This is a genomic window from Vibrio zhugei (assembly GCF_003716875.1).
In the GTDB taxonomy this organism is placed as follows: Bacteria; Pseudomonadota; Gammaproteobacteria; order Enterobacterales; family Vibrionaceae; genus Vibrio; species Vibrio zhugei.
Map to the genome: position 1 here is coordinate 2,777,353 of NZ_CP033078.1, position 16,022 is coordinate 2,793,374.

At 45.4% G+C, this 16,022-nt stretch carries 17 protein-coding genes; 4 read left to right on the top strand and 13 right to left on the bottom strand.

Going from position 1 to position 16,022, the window contains the following annotated elements; genetic code table 11:
• Nucleotides 1–22: 22 nt before the first annotated feature.
• The 3 genes from dinF to lexA all read right to left on the bottom strand — a co-directional run bounded on the left by dinF (nucleotide 23) and on the right by lexA (nucleotide 2,985).
• Nucleotides 23–1,378 carry an MATE family efflux transporter DinF gene (gene dinF / locus EAE30_RS18060; protein ID WP_123017153.1) on the bottom strand — a complete coding sequence of 452 codons (1,356 nt, stop codon included), beginning with the start codon at nucleotides 1,376–1,378 and terminating at the stop codon, nucleotides 23–25.
• A gap of 65 nt (nucleotides 1,379–1,443) precedes the next feature.
• Nucleotides 1,444–2,259, bottom strand: coding sequence for a class I SAM-dependent methyltransferase (locus EAE30_RS18065; RefSeq protein ID WP_123017154.1), 816 nt, complete (start codon nucleotides 2,257–2,259; stop codon nucleotides 1,444–1,446).
• 93 nt (nucleotides 2,260–2,352) lie between these two features.
• Entirely contained in the window at nucleotides 2,353–2,985 is a 633-nt protein-coding gene (gene lexA, locus EAE30_RS18070) for a transcriptional repressor LexA (RefSeq protein ID WP_123017155.1), read from the bottom strand.
• A 398-nt stretch (nucleotides 2,986–3,383) separates the two neighbouring features.
• Between lexA and plsB the strand changes: the two genes are divergently transcribed.
• Nucleotides 3,384–5,825 (top strand): glycerol-3-phosphate 1-O-acyltransferase PlsB, encoded by a 2,442-nt coding sequence (gene plsB, locus EAE30_RS18080; protein WP_123017156.1) that lies wholly within the window; start codon nucleotides 3,384–3,386, stop codon nucleotides 5,823–5,825.
• Nucleotides 5,826–5,908: 83 nt separating this feature from the next.
• On the opposite strand, the gene ubiA is transcribed toward plsB, so the two are convergent.
• A complete protein-coding gene (ubiA, locus tag EAE30_RS18085) occupies nucleotides 5,909–6,763 on the bottom strand; it encodes a 4-hydroxybenzoate octaprenyltransferase (protein WP_123017157.1) in 855 nt (284 codons plus the stop codon).
• Between the two features lie 14 nt (nucleotides 6,764–6,777).
• On the bottom strand, nucleotides 6,778–7,305 hold the full coding sequence (locus EAE30_RS18090; RefSeq protein ID WP_123017158.1) for a chorismate--pyruvate lyase family protein: 528 nt from the start codon (nucleotides 7,303–7,305) through the stop codon (nucleotides 6,778–6,780).
• 135 nt (nucleotides 7,306–7,440) lie between these two features.
• Here EAE30_RS18090 and EAE30_RS18095 point away from each other — a divergent pair, with 135 nt between their 5' ends.
• Nucleotides 7,441–7,857 (top strand): flagellar basal body-associated protein FliL, encoded by a 417-nt coding sequence (locus tag EAE30_RS18095; RefSeq protein ID WP_123017159.1) that lies wholly within the window; start codon nucleotides 7,441–7,443, stop codon nucleotides 7,855–7,857.
• Between the two features lie 39 nt (nucleotides 7,858–7,896).
• On the opposite strand, the gene glpG is transcribed toward EAE30_RS18095, so the two are convergent.
• The 6 genes from glpG to ftsY form a co-directional block, all read right to left on the bottom strand.
• A complete protein-coding gene (glpG, locus tag EAE30_RS18100) occupies nucleotides 7,897–8,733 on the bottom strand; it encodes a rhomboid family intramembrane serine protease GlpG (RefSeq protein WP_123017160.1) in 837 nt (278 codons plus the stop codon).
• Between the two features lie 16 nt (nucleotides 8,734–8,749).
• On the bottom strand, nucleotides 8,750–9,070 hold the full coding sequence (gene glpE, locus EAE30_RS18105) for a thiosulfate sulfurtransferase GlpE (protein WP_123017161.1): 321 nt from the start codon (nucleotides 9,068–9,070) through the stop codon (nucleotides 8,750–8,752).
• 405 nt (nucleotides 9,071–9,475) lie between these two features.
• The gene (gene rpoH, locus EAE30_RS18110) at nucleotides 9,476–10,330 is read right to left on the bottom strand and encodes an RNA polymerase sigma factor RpoH (protein WP_123017162.1); all 855 of its coding nucleotides are present in this window, start codon (nucleotides 10,328–10,330) and stop codon (nucleotides 9,476–9,478) included.
• Between the two features lie 157 nt (nucleotides 10,331–10,487).
• Nucleotides 10,488–11,474 carry a permease-like cell division protein FtsX gene (ftsX, locus tag EAE30_RS18115; RefSeq protein WP_390259006.1) on the bottom strand — a complete coding sequence of 329 codons (987 nt, stop codon included), beginning with the start codon at nucleotides 11,472–11,474 and terminating at the stop codon, nucleotides 10,488–10,490.
• Complete coding sequence (gene ftsE / locus EAE30_RS18120; RefSeq protein ID WP_123017164.1) at nucleotides 11,449–12,123, bottom strand: cell division ATP-binding protein FtsE; 675 nt, start codon at nucleotides 12,121–12,123, stop codon at nucleotides 11,449–11,451. Before ftsE ends, ftsX begins: the two co-directional genes overlap by 26 nt.
• A gap of 46 nt (nucleotides 12,124–12,169) precedes the next feature.
• The gene (ftsY, locus tag EAE30_RS18125; protein ID WP_123017165.1) at nucleotides 12,170–13,333 is read right to left on the bottom strand and encodes a signal recognition particle-docking protein FtsY; all 1,164 of its coding nucleotides are present in this window, start codon (nucleotides 13,331–13,333) and stop codon (nucleotides 12,170–12,172) included.
• Between the two features lie 204 nt (nucleotides 13,334–13,537).
• On the opposite strand from ftsY, the gene rsmD reads away from it, so the two are divergent.
• Nucleotides 13,538–14,137 carry a 16S rRNA (guanine(966)-N(2))-methyltransferase RsmD gene (rsmD, locus tag EAE30_RS18130; RefSeq protein ID WP_123017166.1) on the top strand — a complete coding sequence of 200 codons (600 nt, stop codon included), beginning with the start codon at nucleotides 13,538–13,540 and terminating at the stop codon, nucleotides 14,135–14,137.
• Nucleotides 14,134–14,400, top strand: a complete 267-nt coding sequence (locus tag EAE30_RS18135) for a DUF1145 domain-containing protein (protein ID WP_123017167.1) — start codon at nucleotides 14,134–14,136, stop codon at nucleotides 14,398–14,400. The genes rsmD and EAE30_RS18135 overlap by 4 nt, the downstream gene beginning before the upstream one ends.
• A 51-nt stretch (nucleotides 14,401–14,451) precedes the next feature.
• Here EAE30_RS18135 and EAE30_RS18140 read toward each other — a convergent pair whose 3' ends face one another.
• Entirely contained in the window at nucleotides 14,452–15,039 is a 588-nt protein-coding gene (locus tag EAE30_RS18140; protein ID WP_123017168.1) for a YhgN family NAAT transporter, read from the bottom strand.
• A gap of 86 nt (nucleotides 15,040–15,125) precedes the next feature.
• Complete coding sequence (locus EAE30_RS18145) at nucleotides 15,126–15,755, bottom strand: lysoplasmalogenase (RefSeq protein WP_199287071.1); 630 nt, start codon at nucleotides 15,753–15,755, stop codon at nucleotides 15,126–15,128.
• Between the last annotated feature and the right edge of the window lie 267 nt (nucleotides 15,756–16,022).

Consider the following 16,022-nt stretch of genomic DNA (forward strand, 5'->3'; position numbering starts at 1 on the left):
ATTTTTTGTATCAAGGGCCAGCTTAGTGCTGGTCAATATGGGAGAAAAACACTTGGCTGCGCCATTGACGTGCTAGCACAATCGCCAACGTGATGCCGCGCATTGCCATAAAACACAACATCGCCATCCAAATACCGTGATTTCCCCATTGTTGGGTACTCCACAGTACTGCAAAGAAAGTCGCAGCGGCAATGAACATGCTATTGCGCATTTCTGTGCCTTTGGTGGCGCCAATAAAGACCCCATCTAAAAGAAAGCACCACATCGAGACCAATGGCATCGCAATAAGCCACGGCAGATATCTCAGGGCATTATGGTGGACGTCATCAATAGTCGTCATCAGTCCGATGAGGGAGTCTCCCATTGCCGCAAATACGATGGTAAAGCCACTGCAAATCACGACACTCCAAAATACCGTCCCTACCATCGCCTCTCGTAAACGTTGGCGACTGTCTGCTCCCATCGCTTTGCCGACCATGGCTTCCATCGCGTAAGCAAACCCATCCATACCGTAAGAAATGAACATGACGAAACTCATCAGAATGGCGTTGGCCGCGACGATACGATCGCCCAAAGCCGCACCTTGGAACGTCATAAAACTGAACACCAGTTGCAAACACAGAGAACGTAAAAAGATATCGCGATTCAACTTAATCAAGCGCCCCAATCCATGAGAGCTGCCATGCCAGACAGACCATGGTCGTGGCAGTGAGTGTTTCACCCAGTAGCGCCATACACATAGCACAGCAAACGCGGTTCCCACATAATCAGCAATTACAGAGGCCCACGCGGCGCCAGCCACTTTCCACTCCAACTCTACAACAAACAACACGTCCAAAGACACATTCACCACATTGGTAATGATCACCATCCACATCGGAGCTTTGGCATTTTGGGTCCCCAGTAACCACCCCAGTAACACATAGTTTACTAACGCCGCTGGCGCGCTGATGACTCGAATAGAGAAATATTGCGCCCCATAGTGCTTGACTTGCTCACTGGCATCACTGAAATGAAAGGAAAGATCGAGAATCCACTGATGAATGGCGAGGAAACCCAGCGCTAATAACATCGCCATCGTTAGACCTTGGAGTAGTACTCGCGCTTGCTGTTCGGCGTTATCTCGCCCAACAGCCTGGGCGGTAAGCCCGGTGGTCGACATCCGTAAAAAACCGAGAAGCCATAATGAAACACTGATCAGAGTACTGCCTAGCGCCACGCCACCAAGGTACCACGCATGAGAAAGGTGACCGATCACTGCGGTATCCACCAGCCCCAGAAGAGGAACGGTAATATTCGATAGCACCATGGGTATTGCCAACCACAGCACTTGTCGGTGTACCGACCGATTGAGTAATGTTTGATAAATTGAGTTCACACTTCGCTCCCTATGCTTGAGAGCTAAAGTGTAACTAAGTTACGCATCAGACACTATTGAGGAATTCACCACCGCATGGAAACAATTACAGGAGTAAAGCGATACTTATAGCGTTGCCAAGCACCTAAGACTTTTTGCCACCACTTCCAACGCGGGCAGACATGATCGAGTGGAGAGATTAAGACAATTTTCTTCAGCCAAGGTAAACAGTTCAACATCGCTGACTGACAATCGGCAAAGCCATGAGCGTACTGCGCTGACCCCAATTTTTCCCCTAACGATGTCGCCGTTTTATCGCCTGCCAGAACAAAACATACTGAGGCTCCAGAAAAATGCAACCCCAATGTTTTAACGACATGACTCACCGCATGATTGTCGCACTCCAATAATGCATATTCACATAAGATCAACGTCGGTGTGCTATCCGCCATCGGTAAGTTCTGCAACCACGATAAATCGGTGACACTGCCCGCCATATGCTGATAGCGCTCGCTGCGATGGAATAACTTTTGCCGTAATAGTAAGTGTTCAGACACATCGACTTCAATCCAGCGACAACGCCCATTATCAATGCGATAAAAGCGCGTATCTAACCCGGCACCCAAATTAATGATCCACCCATCGGGATGGCGCTCTAAAAATTGCCGCACCCGCTGGTCACATTGTTGAGTCAAAGTCGCATTCAGAAGTTGTTGCTGGTCGAGATTGGTTCGGCCACAGTCCATAGAAAGATGACAACGCTGACACACATCCGCCGCGATAGGATCATAAATCACACCGTTATCAGACAAGCTTTCTCGGCTACGAAACCATAAGGGTTGCAGCAAATGGGCAGGAATAGAATTGGAATCTTGTTGCGGTTCAGATAGACGTGAGCACATTATCATCTTCCTCAAATACACTAAGTATACAAGTTAGATGATAATGAATATCACTCAATATAACAAGTAAATGAGAATAACTCTCAAATAAATTTACATCCAGTCAGTATTACGAATGATTCCAACAGCCACGCCTTCAATCGTCATATGCTGGGATTTGAGATCCACCTTGATTGGGGCAAAATCATCATTCTCAGCATGGAGCAGAACTGTCGAGCCATTTTGCTCTAAACGCTTCACTGTGACATCGTCTTCCACTCGCGCCACAACAACCTGTCCATTACGAACATCTTGCGTTTTGTGTACCGCGAGCAAATCGCCATCCATGATACCGATGTTTTTCATACTTTCGCCTTGCACTCGTAATAAGAAGTCGGCACTCGGACGAAACATCATCGGATCCACATGGTAGTGAGATTCGACATGCTCTTGAGCTAAGATTGGCTCACCCGCCGCAACGCGACCGATAAGCGGCAGCCCTAAATCGACAGGCTCGTCTACTTCCTCAACCACTTCAGGTATCACACGGATGCCTCGTGACGCTCCGGGGATAATTTGAATCACTTGCTTACGAGCTAAAGCTTTCAGGTGTTCTTCTGCGGCGTTCGCAGAACGAAAACCCAGTTCACGAGCAATTTCAGCACGTGTGGGTGGCATTCCAGTCTCATCAATTTTACTTTTGATGAGTTCAAACACTTGTTGTTGTCGTGGCGTTAACGGCTTCATATTTCACCTGTCTTTTTATACAGTTGACTGTGAGTATATCCAGTATTTGTTTAAAAGGAAAGCCACTTGGTTATTTTTTAGAACATCGCCACGCATCAACGAAATACGCGCTTCTCTCACTCAAGAATGAAGACTCTCATAGAATAAAGACAACCTGTAGCGGGCGCCCCCTAAGCCAAACGAATACGCCGGAAGTTCGCAAGATAATCGTAACGATAACGTGATAATTCACATGGTTATGACTGGAAAGTCGACAATAAGATTTAACAGGTTTGACCAGCTCTGCTATTCTTACTAGCCAAAACTTATCTGACCATTGAGACACGACGCCTTCATGATGCAAGGCCACAGAAGTCGGTCTCAATACAACTATTATTTCCCTGAGGCTTAGAGCTCTTATGTCGTCAAGACACAATTACACGCGTTCGCTACTGAAACTGCCACTGAAACCGTTAGTGAAAGGCAGCGCAATCCCTGCAAATCCTGTCGATGACTTAGCGATTAATCTTAACAAACCCATTGTTTATGCTCTACCCTTTCGCTCTAACGTTGATCTGCTTACGCTGCGCCATTATGCGCTTAATGCGGGCCTTCCGGATCCGTTAGAACCGATCGTGATCAATGGCGAGTCTTTTGACCGTTATGTTTATAATACCTCTCGCCCCAGCAAACGTCGCCATTACACCGATATCCCTACAGCATCGGTGGAACTGTTTGGACAATTGCTGCATCAACATAAGCTCGATTCAGAGCTCGACGTACAAGTCATCCCCGTCACGGTTTTATGGGGACGCAACCCTGGTAAAGAAGGACAGTGCAAACCGTATTTACGCGCTTACTCTTCACTACAAAAAGCGAAAATGGTGATTGCCCACGGTCGTGATTGCCTGGTGCGCTTTAGTCCTGTGGTGTCATTACGTTATATGGCCGACCAACACGGAACGGATAAAACCATTGCCCACAAGCTTGCGCGCGTAGCGCGTATTCACTTTTCGCGTCAGAAACTGGCCGCCTCTGGCCCTAACTTACCGGCTCGCTATCAACTCTTCGAGCGCCTCATGGCATCCCCTGTGATTCAAAAAGCCATTGCCGATGAAGCCAAGAGCAAAAAAATCTCCGAAGAAAAAGCGCGTAATGAAGCGCACAAGATTCTCGACGAGATTGCCGCCAACTTTTCTTATTCGTTTGTCAAAAAAGGCGACCGTCTTCTCGGCTGGCTATGGAATCGCATTTACCAAGGCTTGAATGTGAATAATGCCTCAACGGTACGTCGATTAGCGCAAGATGGCCATGAAGTGGTTTATGTGCCGTGTCACCGCAGTCATATGGACTATTTACTGCTGTCTTACGTGCTCTTCCATGAAGGCATGGTCCCACCGCATATTGCGGCAGGGAATAACTTGAACTTCTTCCCAGCGGGGCCTCTTTTCCGTCGTGGCGGCGCCTTCTTCATTCGCCGCAGCTTTAAAGGCAACAAGCTCTACTCCACCCTATTTAGAGAGTACTTAGCCGAGTTGTTTGCGAAGGGCTACTCCGTCGAATACTTTAGTGAAGGTGGACGTTCTCGCACTGGTCGTTTATTACCCGCCAAAACCGGAATGCTGGCGATGACAATTCAAGCCATGCTACGTGGCCTGAATCGCCCGGTCACACTGGTACCTGTCTATATCGGTTACGAGCATGTGATGGAGGTCAATTCATACGCAAAAGAGCTGAAAGGCAATCGCAAAGAAAAAGAAAACGCGGGCCTAGTTCTGCGTACGATTCGTAAATTACGTAACTTTGGTCAAGGATATGTGAACTTCGGTGAGCCGATCACTCTCAATCATTTCCTTAATGAAAAAGTGCCTGATTGGACACAAGACATTGATCCACTCGGTAATAGTAAACCGCAATGGTTGACGCCAGTAGTGAACGAATTGGCCACCAAAATGATGACTCACATCAATGGTGCAGCGGCAGCCAATGCAATGACACTCTGCGCAACGGCATTGTTAGCCTCTCGCCAGCGAGCACTGTCGCGAAACAGTTTAATTAAACAAGTCGATTGTTATTTGAAACTGCTAAACAATGTCCCTTACTCTGACACCATGACGGTGCCACAGCAAAGTGCAGCAGAGCTAGTGAAGCACGCTGAGTCGTTGGATAAATTTGTTATCGAGACGGATAAAATGGGCGATATTATTTCGTTGGATCGTCAGCAGTCGATCTTAATGACCTACTATCGCAACAACATCATTCATCTCCTTGCTATGCCATCGTTAATCGCACAAATCGTCGTGCGCCATCAAAGCATTCACAAGGCGGCCATCGTCAAACACGCTGAAACGCTCTATCCGTTTTTAAAACAAGAGCTGTTCATTACTCATGAGCCTGCCGAGATTCCTGACTTAATTGAACGCTACTTAACGGAATTTGAGCAACAGCAACTGATTGTGATTGAGCATGATGTGGTCACAATGAAACAAAACAATGCGCAGCGTACCATGCGACTCGGCCGCATTATCGCAGAGACCTTACAGCGCTATGCCATTGCGATGAACTTACTGGTCATGCACTCAGAGCTCAATAAATCGGAGCTCGAAAAACAGAGTCAAGCCATCGCTCAGCGCCTTGGTCGTTTGCATGGCATTAATGCGCCGGAGTTTTTTGATAAAGGCGTGTTTAGTGCTTTGTTTGTTACCTTAAAGCAGCAGGGCTATATCGATGAGAATGGCGAGCGACGCTTAGAGCAGTGCCAAGCCTTCACCGAACAGTTGAATGCGATGATCACTCCCGAAGTTCGCTTAACGATTCAAGAGAGCTTATATCGTGATGTGCAAGTCACGGCCAACGCATAATACTGAGCATCGATAACAAGCAAAAGAGGCCCCTACGGGGCCTCTTTACTTTTACTTTCTCAGTTCAGTTTCTGCTAAGAGCGCTACCAATACGCCACCAGCACACCCAGTGCGATGGCACCGCCAACGTAGTTATTGTTAAGAAAAGCCGCAAAGCAAGGCGTTCGTTCACGATGGCGAATCAAGTGTTGCTGATACACAAACAATCCGCCCGCGACTAACAAGCCCCAATAGAAGCTTACCCCTAATTGTTCAAACCATCCGATCGCAATCAATAATGCCAAAGACAGTAACTGTAACAGCCCGATGATTAACTTATCGAAGCGACCAAATAAGATCGCCGTCGATTTGATGCCCACCACCAAGTCATCATCACGATCCACCATGGCATATTGGGTATCGTAGGCGATAGTCCACGCCACATTGACGATAAACAAACACCATGCCATGGGTGATATTTCCCCCGCTTGGGCCGCCCACGCCATCGGAATAGACCAACTAAACGCTAACCCTAAAAATAACTGTGGTAAGTGCGTAAAACGCTTCATGAATGGATAAATAAAGGCCAATACCATGCCAAAGAACGATAAACGAATCGTTAACTCATTCATGGTTAACACTAAGGCAAAAGCGATCAACCCGAGAATCACAAAGAGAGCCACCGCCTCCTTAGCTGACACATCGCCAGAAGGTAATGGCCGTTGGCGAGTACGTTTCACAAAGCCATCCACTTTTCTATCAGCAAAATCGTTAATGACACAGCCAGCCGAGCGCATTAAGAAAACCCCCAAAACAAAGACCAGAGTCACATTCCAGTCTGGAATGCCCTCGGCCGCCATAATCAGGGCCCATAGCGTTGGCCACAGTAAAAGAAGAGAGCCAATAGGTCGGTTCATACGGGTCAAAAACCAAAAGGCTTGCAGTTTTTTAAAAGACATTCAGTCTCTCTCCTTTACTTATAAATCGGGGATTCAGGTAGAAAAATTTCTGATACCAGCATCGCGTGTTCATGCATCCATAATCGTGAACGGCGCGCCAATAGTGTGCGGTGTGGGTCTGGGCAATACGCGACTTCCAGCTGATCACGCCTCGCTTGCGGTGAATCAAAGACGGTCAGTCCGAGCGGCTTCTCTCCTAGCTGGGAAAGATCGCAGGGCGCCTCATCGATGACCGACAATGGCATCAGTGTCCGAGCCACCACCCAAGGCTGATCATCGCCATACAGCATCACATCTCTCACCCAGAAGGTCTCACAAGGTAGCCCTTGTCGCTCAATAGGCATAAAATCATTGAATGCAACTGGTTGATTATTTATTACTTTCACTTTAAGTTGATGGCAAGACTGAGCTAAACGTTGAGACAATGACCCCATCTCTTGCAACCAAGCACCTGACACCGCGCTCGGGTAGTCGAATTGACGGGGCGATTGCCAGTGCATTTTACATAAAGCAGATAGATAGAGCGAAGTTGACTTATTCATACTAATATTCTGAGTGACAAGGTAAGTATTGATAGAAATGCCACGTCTTTATTTATCATTTTTGGATACAATGTTTTATTGTATCAAGCGCATCGCCTTTCGAATATCGGAAACCACTAAAGAAAAGATATCACTATGCTAAAACGTGTTCTAACCCAATCAATCATTATCCTGAGTCTCTGTTTATCTTGTTCTGTCTTTGCAGAAGAAGCCAAAGAGTCTGTGGCTCATAAACTCGCCTATTTTACCCTGCAGCCGGATATCACCACGAACTTTTATACCAAAGGTAAAAAGCTCGGCTATATCCAAATCAGAGTCGATGTGATGGTTTCCAGCGATGCGGATCTCCCGATTATCGAGCGCCATCAACCCTTAATTCGTGATACGATCGTTGAACTGCTCGGTGAAGAAAGCGAGGATAAAATCAAGTCGCTCTCAGGAAGAGAAGATATTCGGAAACAGTTAGTCGAGAACATCAATAATATTTTACTGCCAGAAACTGGCCGTAAAGTGATCGTGGACTTGCTTTTCACCAAATATATGTATCAATAACACGCGATAGCGTGAAGGCCCAAAACCGCAATTTGGGCCTTACGATGCTTGTCGCCAACGCCAGACATCACTCAAACCCAACCCAACACCAGCGATCAAGCCGACTAAGTGCGCCGTGTTCGCTATCGCCAAAAACGGTTGGAAATACCCAAGCACCAACCAAAATAGCATGAATGCAATAATGGGTTTCTCAATGCGCACTCCAGCGCTCGGTAAATATTGCGATAGCATCCATTGATAACCGAGTAGCGCATAAACGACCCCAGATAACCCACCAAAGTTTGCACCGCCAACCCAATATTGACCCGCTCCTGATAACACGGCCGAAATGACGAAAATTTTCAGCAAGGTCACACCACCAAGACGCTTCTCGATGTGTCCACCAAATTCCCACCACCACAATAAATTAAAGACGATGTGTAAGAGAGAAAAGTGTAATAACGCATGCGTTACCCAACGCCATAACTGCCAGTGTTGCGGCTGCGTGGCGGGAAAATGTAAAGCGGCAAAAATATCCCGGCCTAAGCCGATTTGTTGCAGCACAAAGATGACGGAGCAAATGACCATCATCCCTAACGTCACAGGCCCAGCCCGCTCTTTTATCATGGTCATCAGTTTCGGTGAGGCATACTGTAGATTAGGCTGTTGGGTATTCTTTACCGACCAAGAAGCGGCTAAGTATTTGGGATTGCTCGGATCATGTAAAAAAGCATCAAGCTCAGAGAGAACGAAATCTTGTTGCGCTTCGTTGTCGAGCCATAATGAAAACTGCCCCTCTCCTTCAGAAAATAACTGAATCACCACATCATGAGTGGCCATATAATCAATGTAGGCCTGTGCCATACGAGGATTGTTGAGAGTGACAAGTTTGATCATTGTGTTTGACTTCGCTTTATTTGGTTTCAGTAGGAAGGTTAGCCCGCTGCCATGCTTCAAACCCACCATCGACACTATAGACTTCATCAAAGCCTTGATGAATCAAGTATTGCGCGGCGCCTTGGCTGCTATTGCCATGATAACAAATGACCAGCACGGGCTCGTCAAAATCGACCTCATTCATAAAATCGACAATCGTGTCATTGGTTAAATGATACGCAGACACAGCGTGTGACTCTTTAAATGACCGTGGGTCGCGAATATCGACGATCTTTGCGTTTCTACTTTCAATCAGGTTTTGAGCACTGACGACATCGATATGTTGGAATTGCTCCATAAGGTGTCTCACTTCTTTTATGACTCATATTTTTCAGGGCACATTATAACCTATTCAGTTGCCCACAAGTACACGGACAATGTAAGGTTATCAAAAAGGATCAGGATCCTCTAAAAATGTGGATAACTCTGTGGATTGCGTTGATAAGGTAGTCAAAGGATCTTGGATCCACTAGATGTAGTGATGATCCTTATTTTTTTGTGAGTAAGAATAAACATATCCCCAAAAATAAAACCGCGCTAAGCCCTTTATTTATGCGATCTGATGACAAGTAATAAATAAACTTGTCACAGACTTATCCACAGGCAACGCTGTTTTTTTGATCGCATTTTAGATCAGGTATAAAAAAAGCTGAGATCAACGGATCTCAGCTTTTTCATTTTTCACAGTGATGAATGAAGAGAATTAAATATCACCCACCGCTTCTTTCAATTTTTTCATCGCATTCTTTTCAAGCTGACGAATACGCTCAGCAGACACTTCATAGGTATCGGCAAGCTCTTGTAGCGTCATTTTCTGATCATCTAACCAGCGAGAACGAACAATGTTTTGACTGCGTTCATCGAGCGTCGACAAAGCCGACACAAGGCGCTGAGTCGTGTGCTCTTCCCAGTTCTGAGCTTCTACATTATCGGCGAGATCAGAATGCTTATCTTCAAGATACAACGCTGGCGCAGAGAATGACGCATTTTCATCGTCGTCTGACGACATTTCAAACGTAGGATCTTGTGCGGCAAGACGCGATTCCATTTCACGGACTTCTGAAGGTTCTACCCCCAATTCACGTGCAACAGTTTCGACTTCGCCGTTATTAAACCACCCCAAACGTTTTTTCGACTTACGCAGATTGAAGAATAATTTACGTTGTGCTTTGGTCGTCGCAATCTTGACGATTCGCCAGTTACGCAATACATACTCATGGATCTCGGCTTTGATCCAATGCACAGCGAACGATACCAATCTGACGCCCACTTCTGGGTTGAAGCGTTTGACCGCTTTCATCAAACCAATATTGCCTTCTTGAACCAAGTCCGCCATCGGTAAACCGTAGCCTGAGTATCCTCGCGCCACATGAACAACAAAACGCAAATGGGATAAAATCAAGCCTTTCGCTGCTTCGATATCACCATCATAGTGTAACCTTTCAGCCAGCGAATGCTCTTCCTCCGCAGTTAACATCGGATAGCTATTCACAGAACGGATATAGCTATCTAAGCTATCTTGCGTTACTAAAGCCATTGGGTACGCTTGTTTAGTCATTCAATTCCTCATCGTTCTATAAACTAGAGTTAGTGTATCTTTTATATACTGAACCGAACATGAACAGTTTTCAAGTCTAATAAAATTTTACCCGCACTCAACCATAACAAACAAGTCATCACGATGTAAAAATGCGCATTTTTGCACAATCGTAACATTAGATCGGTTCAATCTCTTTCAGGTGACGACTGGCCGAGACCTTCGCCGCAATGCAACCAATCAAGGTGCCTAACATGACAAGCAATAAAGAATCCTCCAGCCCAAGTCCCAAAATGGAAAAATGACTGTCATATAAATCAGCCAATTGCGCCACCGCATGACTCAATAATAAGGTAATACCCATGGTCATAATCCACGCCACAATCGCGCCAATAATGCCAAACCACATGCCAGAATAGAGATAAGGACGCAAAATAAAACTGTCCGTCGCGCCAATCAATTTCATGGTTTGAATTTCATCTTTATTGGCTTGCACGTTAAAGCGCAACGTATTCCCGACAATTAAAAACACCGAGATCAGCATCAGGACAGATAAGCTCATCACTAGGATGCTGGCTAGACTGCGAATGGCATCTAACTTCGAAAGCCAATCTTCATCGAGGCGCACATCGGCGACACCACTTTGCTTTTGCACGGCGGACGCGAGCGCTTTCACTGCCTGCTTTTCATCGCTCGTTGGGGTGATCACAAGCACCGCCGGAAGTGCAGACGAGTCCAGTAAACTGATCGCTTGCTCAAAGCCTGCATTGGCACTGAGATCTTCAATGCCTTGCTGCGGAGAAATGTATTTTACCGCTGAGACGTCGTCTCGCTGCTCAATCTCATCTTTAAGCAGCATCACTCGCGCTTCTGAGACCCCCTCATCCATGTACACGCTCACTTGCGACGAATCGGACATTTGGGTTGCCACCGCCGACAAGTTTTTACTCACTAAATAAAAACAACTGGGCAGTGTCAACGCCATGGAAATGACCGCTAACGTCATGATATTACCAAGAGGTCGCTGCCATAACTGGCGAAAAGAGGCTTTGGCCTGCTTCCATTGAACCGTGAAATAGCGATCGGTTTTTAAGCGCTTACCAGGGTTTGATTTCGGTGCTTTTTTATTTTTTAAGAGTTTATTGGCCATAACCTTGTACCTCACTTAAAAAACCCTGATTCAATTCAAAATGGCGATATTGAGGGCGAGAATTCACTAAATTAATGTCATGCGTCGCCAGTAAAATCGTGACGCCAGCGCGATTGAACTCTTCAAAAAGTCGTAAAATCCGATTCGACAACTCCGGATCCAAATTCCCCGTCGGTTCATCGGCTAACAACAAGGTCGGGCGATTCACGACAGCTCGGGCAATGCCCACGCGCTGTTGTTCGCCTCCTGATAATTGAGTGGGAAAACAGCGGGCTTTGTCTAATAAGCCCGTTTTATCAAGCGCCGCAGACACACGGCGTTTGATCTCTGACTCACTGGCCGACTCTATGCGCATCGGCAAAGCTACGTTTTCATAGATGGTTCTGTCCATGAGCAAGCGGTGGTCTTGAAACACGATACCAATATTGCGACGTAGAAAAGGAATATCCTTATTGGGAATGCGTGTGATGTCATGATCGTTAAAGCTTAACCTGCCGTCAGTAGGACGCTCTATCGCACATATTAATTTCAATAGCGTACTTTTACCTGCACCAGAATGCCCGCCTAAAAAGGCCATTTCACCTCTTCGCAAATGAAAGTCGACTTTTTGCAAGGCTTGCCGTCCACCTCGATACGCCTTGCTTACTTGTTGAAATTTAATCACACATTATTCCTTTCTAAGCCTTAAACCGACATGCTACTTCCCGTCATTAATCATCACGACTGAAAAGTGCATCAATAAATTGTTGAGTCTCGAATGGGCGTAAATCATCAATGCCTTCACCAACACCAATATAACGAATCGGAATTTTAAATTGATCCGCCAAAGAGAAAATGACCCCACCTTTCGCGGTTCCATCTAACTTGGTTAACGTAATCCCGGTCAGCGGTGCCGCTTCCGTAAATAATTTGGCTTGGCTGATCGCATTTTGTCCAGTGCCCGCATCCAACGTCAACATAATTTCATGGGGGGCCGCATCATCAATTTTCTTCATGACTCGGACAATCTTGCGTAACTCTTCCATCAAATTGGCTTTATTTTGCAAACGCCCAGCCGTATCAGCAATCACGACATCCACACCGCGTGCTTTAGCGGCTTCAATCGCATCATAGATCACCGATGCACTGTCAGCTCCTGTATGTTGCGCGACAACGGGTACATTGTTACGTTGCCCCCATACTTGCAACTGCTCAACCGCTGCCGCTCTAAACGTATCTCCTGCCGCCAGTAAGACACTCTTACCTTCTTGCTGGAACTGTTTCGCCAATTTACCGATGGTGGTCGTTTTACCCACACCGTTAACGCCAACCATCAAGATGACATAAGGGGCTTTTGCGGTGTCAACTTGCAAAGGCTGTTCAACCGTGGCCAGAATGTCACGCATTTCTTCTTTGAGAAGATCGTAAAGTGCTTCACCGTCTTTGAGCTGCTGACGGGTGGCTTTCTCGGTCAGACTATCGATGATTTTCATCGTCGTATCCATACCCACATCGGCAATGAGTAATTGCTCTTCTAACTCTTCAAATAAATCGTCATCGATTTTTTTACCTTTGAAGAGACCAAAAAATCCTGAGCCAATATTGGCTTTGGTTCGGCTTAAACTGCGTTTTAACCGAGTAAAAAAGCTCTCTGTTGGCTTCTCTTGCTCTTGGATAGGTTCGGCAACTGGCTCAAGCACTTGCGCTTTATCATCAGCCTCATTCGCCGTTGTTACAGGCGTGTCTTGGTCTACATCTTGAGATTCAGAACTCGATTCAGGGTCGGCAACCGTTGCCGCTTGATTCTCTGTGTTTTCTTCATGATTTGTCTGACTCGTTTCATCATCACCAAAACCGAGCCATGACAGTAAGCCACGTTTCTTTTTTTCTGTCATCAGGGAATATCCTAGATTTGCTTAACTAACTATGACTCTTTTCTCAGAGAATTATCCCCTGAAAGAAAAGAAAAAATGACAAAGCAGTGAAAAGTTTTACGATCACTTGGTACAATTTGTCATATTTTTAATTTATACGCCCTAATCCAATCGGTAGACTGGTGGGTTCGATATAGTAACACTTAATGAGCGGTCAAAAAATCTATGGCAAGACGTCCTCATAAAAAACCGGCGACAAATACGAATTCGCTCGGACAAGTAAGAATTATCAGTGGCTTATGGCGAGGAAGAAAACTGCCTGTGCACGATGCTCAGGGGTTACGTCCTACGACGGATCGCGTCAAAGAAACGCTATTCAATTGGATTGCTCAAGAGATTCCTCAATCGCGCTGTCTCGATATCTTCGCGGGCTCCGGCGGATTAGGCTTTGAAGCCGCTTCGCGACAAGCGACACAAGTCACCATGCTAGAAATGAATCGCCAAGTTTACCAACAGCTCACGCGTAACGTTGCTGCGCTTAACGCTGAGTGTATTGATGTGCACCACACGGATAGCTTGTCTTATCTCGATAAACCAGGGCAAGCGTACGATATTGTTTTTATTGATCCCCCGTTTCGACAAGGCTTAATTGACGAGGTGATCACTCGATTAGAGAACCATCATTGGTTAACGCCTAACGCACTTATCTATATTGAGACCGAGAAAGAGCTCGTCTTGCCGCCCATGCCAAAACACTGGCAACTACTAAAAGAAAAACAAGCGGGACAAGTTAGCTACCGTTTATTTGAGAGGAGCGAATCATGAAAGCATTAATCGCGATCGCCAAAATTGCGATCGCCTTAGTTTGGCTCATTTTACTGATCAACATTGTTCACCCATTCCCAGGACACGCAGCGATCGCCTTATACATAATGACCGTCTTCTTATTTATGATGCATGGTCTACAAGCACTGATATTTATTGGCGCTTTTGGCGATAAAATCACCATAAGTCGCTGGGAAAAATGGTCCATTCTGATCTTCGGCATTTTTGCATTATTGGATATTCGCCGTAAGCATATGCAATAAAAAAACGCCAGTCTCAAGACTGGCGTTTTTTATGATTCACTCACAGAAACATTACCCGGCCATGTAGCTCTTTAATCCGTCCAAGAACATTTGCGTAGACACCATAACCAGTAACAATCCCATCAAACGCTCAACCGCTTTCAGTCCGCGTTCACCTAATATCTTATGGAAGAAGCCATAGAACATTAAAACACCAGCAGTGCCCAACCAAGCAAGAAATACAGACACTGACAATTCAACCATTTGATTGGGATATTGGGTCGACAAAAGTAATAAAGCGGCAATTACCGAAGGACCGGCGATCATAGGAATCGCCACTGGAACAATGAAGGGTTCTTCACCAACGGCTAACCCCGTAATACTCCCTGCACTTGGGAAAATCATTTTGATTGCAATGATAAACAGGATAACCCCACCTGAAATACTTAATGTTTCAGGTTGAACATGCAAAAACCCTAAGACTGACTTACCCGCATATAAAAAGAGCAACAGGATAATCAATGCTGCAATAAGTTCACGAATCAATATGATACGACGTCTGCGTTTATCAAAGTGTTTTAAAATCGATAATACGACAGGCAAATTACCAAGTGGGTCCATGATTAAAAATAACATGGTGGCCGCTGAAAAAATTTCCATAATACCTTCTGTTCCATCTATGACAGGCGCGAGTATAGCAACCTATCAATGATATTTCGATTAGCAAGCAATTGACTATCAGATAGTCACGGCATAACGGAAATAACCACCAAACTTTGCGCCAATAAGTACGTCCCAGAAACGATGTATTGTCCACCTTTAATCGGACGCTTAAAGTCATGAATGGCTTGCGTGATCCAAGAAAGGATAAACGTGATACAACCTAAGAATCCCATCAAAGAAGCGATGTTACTGGCATTTAACCACACTTCACCCGCAGCCCAGGCCATTTGAATTAACACCAAGCCCATCAATGCAACCGGAATAATCAGGTTATCAAGCTGAGGCAGTAATAAGAAAAAGGCCACAATCGCGGATGCGATTAGCAAAGCCGGCATCCACCACACAATGCTCCCAGATAATTGACACCAAAACGCCTTACTCAGTAAAAGTTGTGAACATAAAAAAGCGATAAAGCTGACTTTGATGCAAGACTTAAAATAATACAGCCCATCAGCAAACATGGCGACGAGTAAACTGATAAGGACCCACGTAGCAGGTTCGGTTGAAAATGGCATGACAGAAAACAGAATGGAATACAGCAGTCCCAAACTCATCAACTTAAATATAATCGCCTGTTTGATATCATTATTTCTATACGAATAAATGCTGATATACCCAGATAAAGCGACAGAAATCCAGCTCCACATGTTCACATTGCCTCTTTACGTACATGTAGCCAGTGTAGAGATGCCAACGCGTAAGTCCAGAAAAGAACAGAAAAAATTCGATGTCGGTAAGTAGATTACTCATCCTAAATATCGATATCATAAAATCGGCTAAAGAGGACGGCTCCCCTCGAAAAAGGAAGGAAAATCACATTTTTTGCAAAAAAATCACTTATTAACAAAAAAACCGCCAAAAACCATTTAAAAACTTACAAAAATAAAATAAAAAGCAATTTAAAAACATAAGCTTAAAAC